The organism is Pseudomonas sp. Marseille-Q5117 (assembly GCF_946901175.1).
In the GTDB taxonomy this organism is placed as follows: Bacteria; Pseudomonadota; Gammaproteobacteria; order Pseudomonadales; family Pseudomonadaceae; genus Aquipseudomonas; species Aquipseudomonas iranensis.
This window is the reverse complement of the sequence record NZ_CAMPPP010000003.1, coordinates 48,853-63,893: the sequence shown is the minus strand read 5'-3', so window position 1 is coordinate 63,893 and position 15,041 is coordinate 48,853. Positions and strand designations below refer to the sequence as shown.

17 protein-coding genes are annotated in these 15,041 nt (G+C 61.2%); 6 read left to right on the top strand and 11 right to left on the bottom strand.

What is annotated here, in order from left to right:
• Positions 1 to 44: 44 nt before the first annotated feature.
• From OC605_RS06115 to OC605_RS06105, 3 genes are read right to left on the bottom strand one after another with little or no spacing between them, the layout of a single operon-like run.
• Positions 45 to 635 (bottom strand): YggT family protein, encoded by a 591-nt coding sequence (locus OC605_RS06115; RefSeq protein ID WP_016772729.1) that lies wholly within the window; start codon positions 633 to 635, stop codon positions 45 to 47.
• 10 nt (positions 636 to 645) lie between these two features.
• Positions 646 to 1,464 (bottom strand): pyrroline-5-carboxylate reductase, encoded by an 819-nt coding sequence (gene proC, locus OC605_RS06110; protein ID WP_262136508.1) that lies wholly within the window; start codon positions 1,462 to 1,464, stop codon positions 646 to 648.
• A 23-nt stretch (positions 1,465 to 1,487) separates the two neighbouring features.
• Positions 1,488 to 2,174, bottom strand: coding sequence for a YggS family pyridoxal phosphate-dependent enzyme (locus OC605_RS06105; RefSeq protein ID WP_016772731.1), 687 nt, complete (start codon positions 2,172 to 2,174; stop codon positions 1,488 to 1,490).
• A gap of 56 nt (positions 2,175 to 2,230) precedes the next feature.
• On the opposite strand from OC605_RS06105, the gene OC605_RS06100 reads away from it, so the two are divergent.
• Positions 2,231 to 3,265 (top strand): type IV pilus twitching motility protein PilT, encoded by a 1,035-nt coding sequence (locus tag OC605_RS06100; protein WP_016772732.1) that lies wholly within the window; start codon positions 2,231 to 2,233, stop codon positions 3,263 to 3,265.
• A 149-nt stretch (positions 3,266 to 3,414) separates the two neighbouring features.
• Here OC605_RS06100 and OC605_RS06095 read toward each other — a convergent pair whose 3' ends face one another.
• On the bottom strand, positions 3,415 to 4,032 hold the full coding sequence (locus OC605_RS06095; RefSeq protein ID WP_024014657.1) for a C40 family peptidase: 618 nt from the start codon (positions 4,030 to 4,032) through the stop codon (positions 3,415 to 3,417).
• Between the two features lie 248 nt (positions 4,033 to 4,280).
• On the opposite strand from OC605_RS06095, the gene OC605_RS06090 reads away from it, so the two are divergent.
• Positions 4,281 to 4,715: an NINE protein gene (locus tag OC605_RS06090; protein WP_016772734.1), complete on the top strand. Its 435-nt coding sequence runs from the start codon at positions 4,281 to 4,283 to the stop codon at positions 4,713 to 4,715.
• A gap of 158 nt (positions 4,716 to 4,873) precedes the next feature.
• Here OC605_RS06090 and OC605_RS06085 read toward each other — a convergent pair whose 3' ends face one another.
• From OC605_RS06085 to gshB, 7 genes are all read right to left on the bottom strand, one after another.
• On the bottom strand, positions 4,874 to 6,145 hold the full coding sequence (locus OC605_RS06085; protein ID WP_042606567.1) for a dihydroorotase: 1,272 nt from the start codon (positions 6,143 to 6,145) through the stop codon (positions 4,874 to 4,876).
• Entirely contained in the window at positions 6,142 to 7,146 is a 1,005-nt protein-coding gene (locus tag OC605_RS06080; RefSeq protein ID WP_262136507.1) for an aspartate carbamoyltransferase catalytic subunit, read from the bottom strand. Before OC605_RS06080 ends, OC605_RS06085 begins: the two co-directional genes overlap by 4 nt.
• Before the next feature lie 27 nt (positions 7,147 to 7,173).
• Positions 7,174 to 7,680 carry a bifunctional pyr operon transcriptional regulator/uracil phosphoribosyltransferase PyrR gene (gene pyrR, locus OC605_RS06075; RefSeq protein WP_024014655.1) on the bottom strand — a complete coding sequence of 169 codons (507 nt, stop codon included), beginning with the start codon at positions 7,678 to 7,680 and terminating at the stop codon, positions 7,174 to 7,176.
• Positions 7,681 to 7,761: 81 nt separating this feature from the next.
• Complete coding sequence (gene ruvX, locus OC605_RS06070; RefSeq protein WP_016772738.1) at positions 7,762 to 8,199, bottom strand: Holliday junction resolvase RuvX; 438 nt, start codon at positions 8,197 to 8,199, stop codon at positions 7,762 to 7,764.
• Positions 8,199 to 8,771, bottom strand: a complete 573-nt coding sequence (locus tag OC605_RS06065) for a YqgE/AlgH family protein (RefSeq protein WP_262136506.1) — start codon at positions 8,769 to 8,771, stop codon at positions 8,199 to 8,201. The genes ruvX and OC605_RS06065 overlap by 1 nt, the downstream gene beginning before the upstream one ends.
• Positions 8,772 to 9,164: 393 nt before the next feature.
• Positions 9,165 to 10,064 (bottom strand): energy transducer TonB, encoded by a 900-nt coding sequence (locus tag OC605_RS06060; RefSeq protein ID WP_039757551.1) that lies wholly within the window; start codon positions 10,062 to 10,064, stop codon positions 9,165 to 9,167.
• Positions 10,065 to 10,205: 141 nt separating this feature from the next.
• A complete protein-coding gene (gshB, locus tag OC605_RS06055; RefSeq protein WP_042606571.1) occupies positions 10,206 to 11,177 on the bottom strand; it encodes a glutathione synthase in 972 nt (323 codons plus the stop codon).
• 225 nt (positions 11,178 to 11,402) lie between these two features.
• On the opposite strand from gshB, the gene pilG reads away from it, so the two are divergent.
• The 4 genes from pilG to OC605_RS06035 all read left to right on the top strand — a co-directional run bounded on the left by pilG (position 11,403) and on the right by OC605_RS06035 (position 15,041).
• A complete protein-coding gene (gene pilG, locus OC605_RS06050) occupies positions 11,403 to 11,807 on the top strand; it encodes a twitching motility response regulator PilG (RefSeq protein WP_016772743.1) in 405 nt (134 codons plus the stop codon).
• Between the two features lie 60 nt (positions 11,808 to 11,867).
• Positions 11,868 to 12,233 carry a twitching motility response regulator PilH gene (pilH, locus tag OC605_RS06045; RefSeq protein WP_016772744.1) on the top strand — a complete coding sequence of 122 codons (366 nt, stop codon included), beginning with the start codon at positions 11,868 to 11,870 and terminating at the stop codon, positions 12,231 to 12,233.
• 10 nt (positions 12,234 to 12,243) lie between these two features.
• A complete protein-coding gene (locus OC605_RS06040; RefSeq protein WP_016772745.1) occupies positions 12,244 to 12,783 on the top strand; it encodes a chemotaxis protein CheW in 540 nt (179 codons plus the stop codon).
• A 209-nt stretch (positions 12,784 to 12,992) separates the two neighbouring features.
• The gene (locus tag OC605_RS06035) at positions 12,993 to 15,041 is read left to right on the top strand and encodes a methyl-accepting chemotaxis protein (protein WP_101161207.1); all 2,049 of its coding nucleotides are present in this window, start codon (positions 12,993 to 12,995) and stop codon (positions 15,039 to 15,041) included.

Sequence of the window (15,041 nt, the reverse complement as noted above, 5' to 3'; positions counted from 1 at the left end):
CTCGCGAAAAGGGCGACTCGGTCAGTCAGACCGACCGCACTGGCTTACATCAGCAAACGCAGAATCTCCGGCATCATCGTCATCGCCGCCAGATTGTTGATCACCAGCATGTCGATCAATTTCAGCGCAAGGAAGGCGAAGATCGGCGACAGGTCCAGGCCGCCGAGGTTCGGCAGGAAGCGGCGGAACGGTGCCAGTGCCGGCTCACAGATCTGGTTGACCAGTTCGGCGCCCGGATTGTGGCTGCCCGGTGCGACCCACGACAGGATCACGCTGATGATCAGGGCGAAGAAGAAGATCTTCAGGAACAGCGCGGTGACGCCGATCAGCGACCAGATCACCAGTTGCAGCGGGTTGCCGGTGGTGCCGTAGGTCAGCAGCAGGGTCAGCGCCATCAGCAGCAGTTGCACCAGAATCGCCAGCACCAGCGACGACATGTCGAGGCCGAACAGGCTTGGGATGATCCGGCGCAAAGGCTTGAGCAGCGGCTGAGTGGCCTTGACCACGAACTGGCACAGCGGGTTGTAGAAGTTCGCCCGCACCAGTTGCAGGACGAAGCGCAGCAGCACGATCAGCAGGTACAGGCTGCCGAGGGTTTGCAGCACGTAAACCGCTGCGGTGTTCAATCCGATCATGTAAGGCTCCTTATTTGCCCAGTTGTTCGGCCATTTCGGCCGAGCGGTGCGCGGCGGCGCCGAGTGCGGTTTCAACCAGCGCTTCAAAGCCGCCAGCCTGGAATGATTTGATCGCCGCTTCCGTGGTGCCATTCGGCGAGGTCACGCGGCGACGCAATTCGGCGGCGTCGACATCGCTGGACACCGCCATGTGCGCGGCGCCCAGTGCGGTCTGCACGGTCAGTTGCTCAGCGATCTCTTTTGGCAGGCCAAGTTTGACGCCGGCGGCGGTCATCGCTTCGATCAACAGGAAAAAGTACGCCGGGCCGGAGCCGGACACTGCGGTGACTGCGTCCAGCTGCTGTTCTTCGTCCAGCCACAGCGCAATGCCGACGGCGGACAGCAGCTCTTCGGCTTGCTGGCGCTGCTCGGCGCTCACTTCGCTGGTCGCGTACAGACCGCTGACACCCTGACGCAGCAGCGCCGGAGTGTTCGGCATGCAGCGCACGATCGGTTGTTCGCCGAGCCACGCGGTCATGCTTGCGCAGGTGATGCCGGCGGCAATCGACACCACCAGTTGATTCGACTTCAGACTTGGCCGAATTGCCTCGCACACGGTTTTCATCGCCTGTGGCTTGACCGCCAGCACGATGACATCGACGCCGTCGATGGCCTGGGCGTTGTCAGCGAAGGTTTCGATGCCGTGTTCGGCGCTGACCTTGGCGCGGGTGTCTTCGCCCGGATCGCTGGCGCGGATCTGCGCCGCTTCCAGACCTTTGGCGCGCAAGCCGCCAATCAGACTGGCCGCCATGTTGCCCGCACCGATAAACGCAATACGTGTGTTGCTCATGTGTGGTCCTTATCTGGAAACGTTCAAGACTGGGAATAATCTCTGGCGCCAAACAGCGCGGTACCGATCCGCACCCAGGTGGCGCCTTGGGCGATGGCCGACTCAAGGTCGTGGCTCATGCCCATGGACAGTGTGTCGAGCGGCAGAGCGAGGCTCGCCTGCAATGCCTGTACGGCGGCGAAGGCAGCGTCCTGTTCAGCGCGCTCCTCGGTCGGCTCGGGAATCGCCATCAGTCCGCGCAGTTTCAAGCGTGGCAACGCGCTGATGGCCTCGGCCAGCGCTGGCAGATCGGCCGGGGTGCAACCGGATTTGCTCGCCTCGCCGCTGACATTGACCTGAATGCAGATGTTCAGTGGCGGCAGTTCGGCCGGGCGTTGTTCGGACAGGCGTTGGGCAATTTTCAGACGATCCACGGAGTGCACCCAGTCGAAATGCTCGGCAATCGCGCGAGTCTTGTTCGATTGAATGGGGCCGATGAAGTGCCAGATCAAGGGCAGGTCGGCCAGCTCCAGCTGTTTGCCCAAGGCTTCCTGCAAGTAGTTCTCGCCGAAGTCGCGCAGGCCGGCGGCGTAGGCTTCGCGCAGGGCCTGGGCGGGTTTGGTCTTGCTCACGGCGAGCAAATGGATGCTGTTTTCGTCGCGGTGCGCAGCTTTGGCCGCTGCCTGGATGCGCGAACTAACCTGAAGGATGTTGTCTGCTATCGTGGACATCAAGAGGCGCCAGCGGTCTGTAGGTTCGCGGCATTCTACTGGAATTGAGGGACGCTATGGATATCACTGAACTGCTGGCCTTCAGCGCCAAACAGGGCGCTTCCGACCTGCACCTGTCGGCCGGCCTGCCGCCGATGATTCGCGTCGATGGCGACGTGCGACGGATCAATCTGCCGGCGCTGGACCACAAGCAAGTGCACGATCTGATCTACGACATCATGAACGACACCCAGCGCATCGAATTCGAGAAAAATCTGGAAACGGATTTTTCCTTCGATGTACCTGGCGTGGCGCGCTTTCGGGTCAACGCCTTTAACCAGAATCGTGGTGCCGGCGCGGTGTTTCGCACCATTCCGTCGAAAGTGCTGAGCATGGAAGACCTCGCCATGGGCGATGTTTTCCGCAAGATCACCGATGCGCCGCGCGGGCTGGTGCTGGTCACCGGGCCGACCGGCTCCGGCAAATCGACCACGCTGGCGGCGATGATCGATTACCTCAACACCCATCGCCATCACCACATCCTCACTATTGAAGATCCCATCGAGTTCGTCCACGAATCGCGCAAATGCCTGATCAATCAACGCGAAGTCCATCGCGATACCCGCAGCTTCGCCACCGCACTGCGCTCTGCCCTGCGTGAAGATCCGGACGTGATTCTGGTTGGCGAGATGCGTGATCTGGAAACCATTCGCCTCGCTCTGACCGCCGCCGAGACCGGGCATCTGGTGTTCGGCACGCTGCACACGACCTCGGCGGCGAAGACCATCGACCGCGTGGTCGACGTGTTTCCCGGCGACGAGAAGTCGATGGTCCGTTCGATGCTGTCGGAGTCGTTGCTGGCTGTGGTGTCGCAGACGTTGATCAAGAAGATCGGCGGCGGGCGGGTAGCGGCGCATGAAATCATGCTCGGGACGTCAGCGATCCGTAATCTCATTCGCGAGGACAAGGTGGCGCAGATGTATTCAGCGATTCAGACCGGTGGGTCGTTGGGCATGCAGACACTCGATATGTGCCTGAAGGATCTGGTAACCAAGGGCTTGATCAGCCGCGAGCATGCGCGGGAGAAGGCGCGTACGCCGGATAATTTTTGAGGGTCGCTGGTGTGGCTGCCGGCCCCTTCGCGAGCAGGCTCGCTCCCACATCAAACCGCATTCCTTCAGCTGGAATGCATTCTTCTGTGGGAGCGAGCCTGCTCGCGAAGGTGGCGGTACTGCTTGAGCAGATTTCCGGATCAGTCAGCTCAGCGCTGGACTACGCGCAGCTGCTGTTGCTCTTTCGGCAATACGCGCTTGGCCACGACGTAATGCTTTTCCCAGTACGGCTTGTTCAGCGTGTCGATGCTCACCGCTTTGCCCCGGCGCGGGGCGTGGATAAAGCGGTCGTTGCCCAGGTAGATGGCAACGTGATTGACCCGACGGCTCTTGATGTTGAAGAAAATCAGATCGCCCGGTTTCAGATCCTTGCGCTCGACTTTCTCGCCGTGACCGCTGGCCATGGCATTGGAGGTGCGTGGCAGGTCGAACGTAGCGTCGTTGAACGCATATTTCACCAGACCGCTGCAATCGAAGCCTTTACTTGGGCTGCTGCCGCCCCAACGATAAGGTGTACCGAGGACGTTTACCGCACGGCTCAGCACATTGCTGCTTTCCTTGCTCGCCATCGGTGGCACCAGCTTGCTGCGGCTCTTGCTGCTCAGCGTGGTGGTCTTGCTCTTGCTGCTTTTGCTCGAAGGAGCCGAAGCATGGGATTTAGGGGTGAATCCGTTGACGTTGGGAAGACGTTGCTCACGATTGGTGGCGTGGGCGGCCAGTGGCATTAATAGGCAAATAGTCAGCCATGTCTTGAAAAATGGTCGCATTAGGCGTGGCTCATAAGTGATAGCGCGCAACTTTATAACAGCTTTTTTTGCCGTTCCGAGGCCGTTCATCGATTCATTCGGCTGGCTACGGAACCAAAAACGCTCAAAAAGTACGCAATTGTCCGACAGAAGTCAGGTTCTACAAGGGTTTCGCGCTAGCAACGGTAACATTTGCCATACGTCGGCCACCTGTAAAAAAGTCACAAAGAAATGAAGAATATTTATCTATCGAGTGCAATGAGGTCTTAATGAACAGCTATCAGCTACCCCGCGTGAAAGAAAAAGACACTCACAGCAAAGTCATCGGCTACCTGCTGTGGATTTTCGGATTCACCGGTGCGCACCGCTTTTATTACGGCAAGCCGGTGACCGGAACGATCTGGTTCTTCACCTTCGGTTTGCTGGGGATTGGCTGGCTGATCGACCTGTTTCTGATCCCGGCGATGGATCGCGAAGCGGATTTGCGCTTTGCCGCCGGGCCGATCGAGTACAACGTCGCGTGGATTCTGCTGACTTTCCTCGGTGTGTTCGGCGTGCACCGGATGTATCAGGGCAAATGGATCAGCGGCTTGCTGTATCTGCTGACCGGCGGGTTGTTCTTTATTGGTGTGCTGTATGACTTCTGGACCCTGAACGATCAGGTGTCGGTGCGCAACGCGCAGAATCGCGGCGCCTTCCAGTAACCAGTAAGTAGTGGCGAGGGGATTATCCCCGTTGGGCCGCGAAGCGGTCCTGAATCCGAGAACGCGGTGGATTTGCTCCACCGCGTGCAATGGCTTCGCGACTGCTACACAGCCGAACGGGGATAAATCCCCTCGCCACAATCTCCCTCAGCAGCAAGTCATGCCTGGTGAGTAATCCGCCCATCCACCAGCGTATAGCGCACCACGCCCGGCAGACTGTGGCCGATGAACGGGCAGTTCTCGCCCTTCGACAGCCAGTGTTCACCGGCCACCGTCGATGCCTTCGGATCGAACAGCACGATATCCGCCGCACCACCTACCGCCAGTTTGCCCGCCGGCAGGCGCAGGGCTTCGGCCGGGCCTGCGCTCAGACGTGCCAGCAGCGTCGGCAAGTCGAGCAAACCATCCTCGACCAGCGTCATCGCCAGCGGCAGCAGCAACTCAACACTGCTAATGCCCGGCTCGGTCGCGCCGAACGGTGCCAATTTGGCGTCGCGCTCGTGGGGCTGGTGATGGCTGGAGATCGCCGAAACCACCCCGGACTTCACTGCCTCACGCAGGCCATCGCGGTCGGCACGGGTGCGCAGCGGCGGTTGCACGTGATAAAGGCTGTTGAAGTCGATCAGCGCTTCGTCAGTCAGGATCAGCTGATACAACGCAACATCCGCCGTTACCTTCAAGCCACGAGCCTGCGCCTGAGCAATCAGCGCCACACCGCGCGCACTGGTCAGCTGGCTGAAATGCGCACGCACGCCGGTCTGCTCGACCAGCAGCAGATCGCGAGCCAAAGCCACGGTTTCGGCGGTTTCCGGGATGCCCGGCAGGCCAAGGAAACTGGCGACCGCGCCTTCGTGGGCGAGACCGCCCTCGGCCAGATCGTGATCCTGCGAGTTGAAGATCACCGTCAGGTCGAAAGTCGCCGCGTATTCCAGCGCCCGGCACAGGGTGCGGCTGTTGCGGAAGCTCTCCAGACCGTTGCCGAACGCCACGCAACCGGCGTCGCGCAGCGCGACCAGTTCGGCCAGTTGCTCACCGTCCAGACCTTTGCTCAGCGCGCCAATCGGGAACACTTTGGTGTTGCCGGCCTCGCGGGCACGGTCGAGGATCAGCTCAGCCACGGCGGAGGTGTCGAGCACCGGTCTGGTCTTCGGCGGGCAGCACAGGCTGGTCACGCCACCGGCGGCGGCGGCGCGGGTTTCGCTGACGATCGAGCCTTTGCGGCTGTAGCCCGGCTCGCGCAGGGCTACGTTGAGGTCGACCAGGCCAGGCGCGGCGACCAGGCCTTGAGCATCGATGGTTTCCACTGCGCTGAAACCGGCCGGTGCGGCGCCGAGGGCGACGATCTTGCAGGCTTCAACGTGGATGTCGGTGATTTGATCCAGGCCGCTGCTGGGATCGATGACGCGTGCGCCGAGAATGCTGAGCTTCACTGGGCGTTCTCCTGCTCGAATTGACGTTGCGCAGTCTGCCCGCTCATGGCCATGGACAGCACGGCCATACGAATCGCGATGCCGTAGGTCACTTGATTGAGGATCACCGAGTGCGGGCCGTCGGCCACCGCCGACTCGATCTCCACGCCACGGTTGATCGGCCCCGGGTGCATGACGATGCAATCGGGTTTGGCTCCGGCCAGACGTGCGGTGGTCAGGCCGAACAGGCGATAGAACTCGCCTTCGCTGGGCAGCAGGCCGCCGGTCATGCGCTCACGTTGCAGACGCAGCATGATCACCACGTCGACGTCTTTCAGGCCTTCGGCCATGTCGGTGTAGACCTTGACGCCGTATTGCTCGATGCCGATCGGCAGCAGGGTTTTCGGCGCGATCACGCGGATGTCCTGGCAGCCAAGGGTTTTCAGCGCGAGCATGTTCGAGCGCGCCACCCGCGAATGCAGGATGTCGCCGACGATGGCGACCGAGACGTTTTCGAAACCGCCCTTGTGCCGACGGATGGTGAGCATGTCGAGCATGCCCTGGGTCGGGTGCGCATGCCGGCCGTCGCCGCCGTTGATGATCGCCACCTGCGGGCAGACATGCTCGGCGATGAAGTGCGCCGCGCCCGAGTCGCCGTGGCGCACGACGAACATGTCGGCGGCCATCGCTTCAAGGTTGCGCAGGGTATCGAGCAGCGTTTCGCCCTTGCTCGCCGACGATGTCGACACGTTCAGGGTGATCACGTCCGCCGACAGGCGCTGGGCCGCCAGTTCGAAAGTGGTGCGGGTGCGCGTGGAGTTCTCGAAGAACACATTGCACACGGTCTTGCCGCGCAGCAACGGGACTTTCTTCACCGCCCGGGCGCCGACTTCAAGGAACGAGTCGGCAGTGTCGAGAATTTCCGTCAGCAACTCGCGGCGCAAACCGTCGAGCGAGAGGAAGTGGCGCAGCTGGCCCTGATCATTGAGCTGCAGCGGGCGCTTGGTATCTAGAGGCGTCATCGCGAGGGGGACTCTCAATTGGGCGGATTAAAGGGTGACGTCTTGCAGCTCGAGCGTCAGCGGCTCGGGGCCGGACAACTTGACCCGCTGGTTGCCGGCCAGGGTCAGGGTGGCGCCGACCACGTTCGGGCGGATCGGCAACTCGCCGGCGTCCAGGTCCAGCAGGCAGACCAGGGTGACGCTGGCCGGACGGCCATAATCGAACAGTTCATTCATGGCGGCGCGGATGGTCCGACCGCTCATCAGCACGTCGTCGATCAGCACCAGATGCTGGCCTTCGATCTCGAAGGGCAGGGCGGACGGGCGCACTTGCGGGTGCAGGCCGTTCTGGCTGAAGTCGTCGCGGTAGAAGGACACATCCAGCGTGCCCAGTGGCGCATCGCTGGCCAGCTCCTTGAGCAGCGCTTGCGCGACCCAGATGCCGCCGGTGCGGATGCCGATGTAACGCGGTTCGCTGATGTCACGCTGGGCAAGGTGCGCCTTGAGGCGGGTCGCCATCTGGCTGATCAGATCGGCGGGATTGGGCAGGCTCATGGTTGCTCCTTCGTGATTCCGCGCTGCGTCCTGCCGGACGAAGCTCGGTTTATAACCAAAAGAAAAGCGCCGAAGCGCTTGTCAGGATTCAAACAATGCAGTGTTTTCATCGAGCCAGCCCTGCAGCAGCAGGGCAGCGGCGATGGCGTCCACCGGGTTGTCGCGGTAACTGCCTTTCTGCCCGCCACGCACCAGTCGCTCGCCCTTGGCTTCGAAAGTGGTCAGGCGTTCGTCGTGGGTATAGAAGGGCAGGTTGTAGCGGCCGTTGAGGCGGCGGGCGAATTTCTCCGCGCGTACGCACATCTCACTGGGCGTGCCGTCCATGTTCAACGGCAGGCCGACCACTACGGCGTCGGGTTTCCATTCTTTTATCAGCGCTTCGACCTGATCCCAGTTCGGCACGCCGTTCTGCGCTTTCAGGGTGCACAGCTCGCGGGCCTGGCCGGTGATGACCTGGCCGACCGCGACGCCGATCTGTTTGGTGCCGTAGTCGAAGCCGAGAATCAGGCGCAGGGCCATCAGGCGTGACCCGCCTGGCTGGTGAGCAGATTGAGGTCGATGCCCAAGTGCCGCGCTGCCGCTTCCAGGCGCAATTCGCTGCGAGTGTTGAAGAGGATGTCGGCGTTGAACGGGCAGGTCAGCCAGGCGTTGTCGGCCAGTTCGGCTTCCAGTTGCCCGGCTTCCCAACCGGCGTAACCCAGGGTAATCAGGCTCTGCGCGGGGCCGACGCCGTCAGCGATGGCGAACAGCACGTCCTGCGACGTCGACAGGGCGAGGTCGCCGTCCAGCTGCGCTGTGGCCTGGAAGGTCTGGCCCGCCGGGTGCAGGACGAAACCGCGATCGGTCTGCACCGGCCCGCCGATGAAGATCGGCACATCCTGGCAACGCGCCGGCGGCTCGATGTCCGGGCGCAGCTGTTCGAGGATGTCGGCCAGGTTCAAGTCTTGCGGCCTGTTGACCACCAGCCCCATCGCGCCATTGGCCGTGTGCTCGACGATGTAGGTCAAGGTGTGGGCAAAGTTCGGGTCGGCAATGTGTGGCATGGCGATCAGGAAGTGATGCTTGAGGTAGCTGGGGCTGACGTTTTTCATGAGCGCTAGTGTGGCGTTCGAGGGGCGAACTGACAAGCTGGAGATGCTGACAACAACACAGATCCATTATTGGAACAGAGCTTTTGTGGCGAGGGGATTTGCTGTGGTGAGGGAGTTTATCTGTGGTTAGGGGATTTATCTGTGCTCAGGGAATTTATCTGTGGTGAAGGGATTTATCTGTGGTTAGGGGACTTATCTGTGGTTAGGGGATTTATCTGTGGTGAAGGGATTTATATGTGGCGAGGGGATTTATCCCCGTTGGGGCGCGAAGCGCCCCTGAATCGCTTGATGGGTTCTGCCTGACACTCCGTATGGAATGGTTTTGCGGCTGCTGCGCAGCCGAGCGGGGATAAATCCCCTCGCCACAGATAAATCCGCTCGCCACATAAATATTCAGTTGCTGGAGAGCTTGTCGCCCCGGGCAAACTTCCAGGTGCGGATGATTTCCAGGCGGTCGATGTCCGACAGATCGCCGGTAAACGGTGCAAACGGCGCGGCCAGGCGGACGATGCGCTGCGCCGCCTGATCGAGCAGCGGCTGGCCGGAGGATTCGAGCACCAGCACTTCATACAGCGAGCCGTCGCGATTGATCGAGACCATCAGGCGCAAATTGCCGTAGATCTGCTTGCGCCGCGCTTCTTCGGGGTAGTTGAGGTTGCCGATGCGCTCGACCTTCTTGCGCCAGTCGTCCTTGTACCAGGCGCCCTTGTCGCGCATGGTCGAGGCCGCGCTCAAGCGGTGGATGCGCGGGCGCTTGGCGTACAGCTGTTGTTCCTTGGCCAGCTCCGCCTCGAGGCTGGCGATGTCGCTGGACAACTGCGAGCTGTCGAACACCGGCGCGTCGACGGTCGGTTTGACTTCGGTTTTGCTTTCTTCTTTCTTGGTCGGCGCCTTTTTCGGTTTCGGCGCGACGGTGGTCACCGCTGCCTTCGGTGCGGCTTCCTGCACTACTGGCTTGGCGGCGGGCGGCGGGGTGACCTTTTTGACCTGATTGTCCTGGAACGGCGCGACTTCGGTGGTCTTGGGCAGGGCTTTCTTGTCCAGCGTGCCGCTGCCTTCCTGGTTTTCCTGAGCGAGAAAATCTGCCTTTTCCGGCTTCTTCTCGGCCTTGAAGGTGGCCAGGGTGATTTCCAGGGTTTTGCTGATCTGCTGCGGCTCGACCATGGTGAAACCGACGCCGAGCAGCAGCGCCAGGTGAATCAGCGCCGCGAGAAACAGGGTAAACCCGAGGCGATCGGCCGGGCGCACGCCACGATGGGCGAGTTCAGCGGGCAGATCGGACGGGAGGGTCATGACAGAAAAACCAACATCGCGTTTTCATGGGCCCGGCATGATAACGCAATGTTGGTTTTTAGCTGCAAGCGACGAGCTTCAAGCGACAAGCTGCATAGGGGCAGCTTCAAGCTTCAAGCTTCAAGCTGACGCGGGCCGGCTTCAAGCTTGTGGCTTGCGGCTCGAAGCTTGCAGCTGCTTTTCGATAGCATCCATGAGCATCCCGCCGATGTCAGTGCCGAACGCATTGTCGATTTCGCGGATGCAGGTCGGGCTGGTGACATTGATTTCTGTCAGGTGCTCGCCGATCACGTCGAGGCCGACGAACAGCAGGCCTTTCTCGCGCAAGGTCGGGCCGACCTGGGCGGCGATCCAGCGATCCTTCTCGGTCAGCGGACGTGCTTCGCCACGGCCACCGGCGGCGAGGTTGCCACGGGTTTCGCCCATGGCCGGGATCCGCGCCAGGCAGTAGTCCACCGGCTCGCCATCGATCATCAGGATGCGCTTGTCGCCATCGACGATCGCCGGCAGGTAGCCCTGAATCATGATCTGCTGCTTGCCGTGCAGGGTCAGGGTCTCGAGGATCACCGAGAGGTTCGGGTGGCCGGCGGTGTGGCGGAAGATCGACGAACCGCCCATGCCGTCCAGCGGCTTGAGGATCACGTCACCGTGATGGTCGGCGAACTGACGCAATACGTCCGGGCGGCGGCTGACGATGGTCGGCGGCGTGCACTGCGGGAACAGCGTGGCGAACAGCTTTTCATTGCAGTCGCGCAGGCTCTGCGGCTTGTTCACCACCAGCACGCCAGCGGCTTCGGCCTGTTCCAGCAGATAAGTGGAATAGACGAATTCCATGTCGAACGGCGGATCCTTGCGCATCAGGATCACGTCCAGATCGCTCAGCAGTTTGTCCTGCTCGGCGTCCAGTTCGAACCATTTGTCCGGGTTGGCGAAAACTTTCAGCGGACTCATCCGCGCCCGCGCCTGGCCTTCGGCCTGATACAGGTCTTTCTGTTCCATGTAGAACAGTTCCCAGCCACGCTTCTGCGCGGCCAGCAGCATGGCCAGCGAGCTATCCTTTTTATAGGAGATGCTGGCGATAGGGTCCATGACAATCCCGACGCGAACGCTCATTGGGTTTTCCTCGAAATTTGGCTACCGGATCGGTATTGAAAAAGTGCCGCCAGAGTGGCGCCGGGCGGGTTTCGGGTCAAGGAAAAACCCGTCGATAGATTGCATCTGGAGACTGTGCTAAAAAGGCTGGCAGATCGCGCCGCCCCATGGGTTTCAAGGGTTTCAGGCCATTATTCACAGCAAAACGGACAATTTGATTCGCAAAGGCGACGGTAGAACCCTCTTATGGAACAGCAGTCCAGCGCCTTGAAGGTCATGGTGATCGACGACTCGAAAACGATTCGCCGCACCGCCGAAACATTGTTGAAGAATGTCGGTTGCGAAGTGATCACCGCCATCGACGGTTTCGATGCGCTGGCGAAGATCGCCGACCACCATCCCGGGATCATCTTTGTCGACATCATGATGCCGCGTCTGGACGGTTATCAGACCTGCGCCCTGATCAAGAACAACAGCGCCTTCAAGGCGACGCCAGTGATCATGCTTTCATCCAGGGACGGGTTGTTCGACAAGGCCAAGGGGCGGATCGTCGGCTCTGATCAATTTCTGACCAAGCCGTTCAGCAAAGAAGAACTGCTCAACGCGATTCAGGCCCATGTTCCGGGCTTCGCCGCCGTTTTGCCGCAGTAAGACACGCACAGTGACGCTCGGCCAGCGGGCCGGCAGTCGACCAGAAAAATGGGGAAGACCATGGCACGTATCCTGATCGTCGATGATTCGCCGACTGAAATGTACAAACTCACCGGCATGCTCGAAAAGCACGGCCATGAAGTGCTCAAGGCCGAGAACGGCGCCGACGGCGTGGCCCTGGCCCGTCAGGAAAAACCCGACGCGGTGCTGATGGACATCGTCATGCCCGGCCTCAACGGTTTTCAGGCGACCCGTCAGTTGACCAAGGATGCCGACACGGCGCACATCCCGGTGATCATCATCACCACCAAGGATCAGGAGACCGACAAGGTCTGGGGCACCCGCCAGGGCGCCAAGGATTACCTGACCAAACCGGTCGACGAAGACACCCTGATCAAGACCCTGAACAACGTACTCAACGGCTGATCGCGCGATCATGAACGAATCGCTGACCGCGTTCGAACTGCTCTGGCAGATCGACCAGCGCTGCCGCCTGCTGGCAGCCGACCTGCCGTCGCAAGCGGCGCGCCCGGATCGCTGGAGCGGCATCGGCTTTCGCCTCGGCGAGCATTGGTATGTGGCGCCGATGGGCGAAGTCAGCGAAGTTTTGCATGAACCGCGCTTCACCCAGTTGCCCGGGGTCAAGCCGTGGGTCAAGGGTGTGGCTAACCTGCGTGGGCGGCTGCTGCCGATCATGGACCTGTGCGGGTTCTTCGGCCATGAGTTGTCGCCGCTGCGCAAACAGCGGCGGGTATTGGTGGTGGAACATGAAGACGTGTTCGCCGGAGTGATGGTCGACGAGGTGATCGGTTTGCAGCATTTCGAACAGGGCAGTTTCGAGCCGCTGTCGATCAGCAAGCGCCAGGGCTCCAAGGCCGAATTCGTCAAAGGCTATTTCCGCCGCGAACAGAACTGGCGGGTGTTCAGCCTGTTCGCATTGGCCAGATCTCCGGTGTTTATGGGTGTCGCTCTTTAGCACGAACAACAGAACCCATGTGGACGCGGGCCATGTGGCGAGGGGATTTATCCCCGTTGGGTCGCGCAGCGGCCCCAAAAACTGCAATGCCTGACACCGTCAGCGCATGCGATATTTTTGCGACTGCTGCGCAGCCGAACGGGGATAAATCCCCTCGCCACAAGGCTCGCTCCCACAAGGGCCATGGCAGGTTTCATAGGCGAGGACCGATGACAACAGCAAAAACAGGCAAGTCGGCAGAAGCATCGCGCAGTCGCGCACAGATCATCGTGCTGTTTATCGCACTGATCGTGTTCATCATGCTGCTGTTCGCCAACTTCGCGTACCTCAACACCCAGGCGAACTACGACAAGCAGTACATCGGCCATGCCGGTGAGCTGCGCGTGCTCTCGCAACGCATTGCCAAGAACGCCACCGAAGCGGCGGCGGGCAAGGCTGCGGCGTTCAAGTTGCTCAGTGATGCGCGCAACGATTTTGCCCAGCGCTGGGGTTACCTGAAAAAGGGTGACCCGAACACCGGCCTGCCACCGGCACCCGTCGCCGTGCGCCCGGAAATGCGCGCGGTGCAGATGGACTGGGAACGCCTGCTGAAAAACACCGACGCGATCCTCACCAGCGAACAGACCGTGCTGTCGCTGCATCAGGTCGCCGCGACACTCGCCGAAACCGTGCCGCAGTTGCAGATCGAATACGAAAAAGTCGTGGAAATCCTCCTCCAGCGCGGCGCTCCGGCGGCGCAGGTGGCGATGGCGCAGCGGCAGTCGCTACTGGCTGAACGCATTCTTGGCGCAGTCAACACCGTGCTCGCCGGTGACGAAAACTCGCAGCAGGCCGCCGACGCCTTTGGCCGCGATGCCGCGCGTTTCGGTCTGGTGCTCAACGGCATGTTGCAGGGCAACCCGGCGCTGAAAATCAGCCAGGTCGAAGACCGCGACGCCCGCGCCCGTTTGAGCGAAATCTCCGAGCTGTTCCAGTTCGTCTCCGGCTCGGTGGACGAAATCCTCGAAACCTCGCCAGAGCTGTTCAAGGTGCGGGAATCGGCGAGCAACATCTTCACCCTGTCGCAAACCCTGCTCGACGAAGCCTCGCACTTGGCCACCGGGTTCGAGCACCTGGCCGGCGGGCGCAACACCGACACCATCGGCGGTTATGTGCTGGGCTTGCTGGCGCTGGCCTCGATCATTCTTATTGGCTTGGTGATGGTGCGCGAAACCAATCGCCAATTGCGTGAAACCGCCGAGAAGAACGAGCGCAACCAGAACGCGATCATGCGCCTGCTCGACGAAATCGAAGACCTCGCCGATGGCGACCTCACCGTGACCGCCTCGGTGACCGAAGACTTCACCGGCACCATCGCCGACTCGATCAACTATTCCGTCGACCAATTGCGTGATCTGGTGGCGACCATCAACCTCACCGCCGGCCAGGTTGCCGCTGCTGTGCAGGAAACCCAGGCCACCGCCATGCATCTGGCCCAGGCCTCGGAGCAACAGGCCCAGCAGATTTCCGAAGCTTCGACGGCGATCAGCGACATGGCCGAGTCCATCGATCAAGTCTCGGCCAACGCTGCCGAATCGTCGGCGGTGGCCGAGCGTTCCGTGGAAATCGCCAACAAAGGCAACGAGGTGGTGCACAACACCATCCACGGCATGGACAACATCCGCGAACAGATTCAGGACACCGCCAAGCGCATCAAGCGCCTCGGCGAGTCGTCCCAGGAAATCGGCGACATCGTCAGCCTGATCGACGACATCGCCGACCAGACCAACATCCTCGCCCTCAACGCGGCGATCCAGGCATCGATGGCGGGCGACGCCGGGCGCGGTTTTGCCGTGGTTGCCGACGAAGTGCAGCGGCTGGCCGAGCGTTCGTCCGCCGCGACCCGGCAGATCGAAACCCTGGTGCGGGCGATTCAGGCCGACACCAACGAAGCGGTGATTTCCATGGAGCAGACCACCACCGAAGTGGTGCGCGGCGCGCGACTGGCGCAGGATGCCGGTGTCGCCCTGGAAGAAATCGAAGGCGTGTCCAAGACCCTCGCGGCGCTGATCCAGAGCATTTCCAACGCGGCGCAACAGCAGACGTCTTCGGCCGGGCAGATCTCGCTGACGATGAACGTGATCCAGCAGATCACCTCGCAGACTTCGTCGGGGTCCACGGCCACCGCCGAGAGCATCGGCAACCTGGCGAAAATGGCCAGTCAGTTGCGTCGTTCGGTGTCCGGTTTCACCTTGCCGGCGGCGACAGATAAAGCGTGA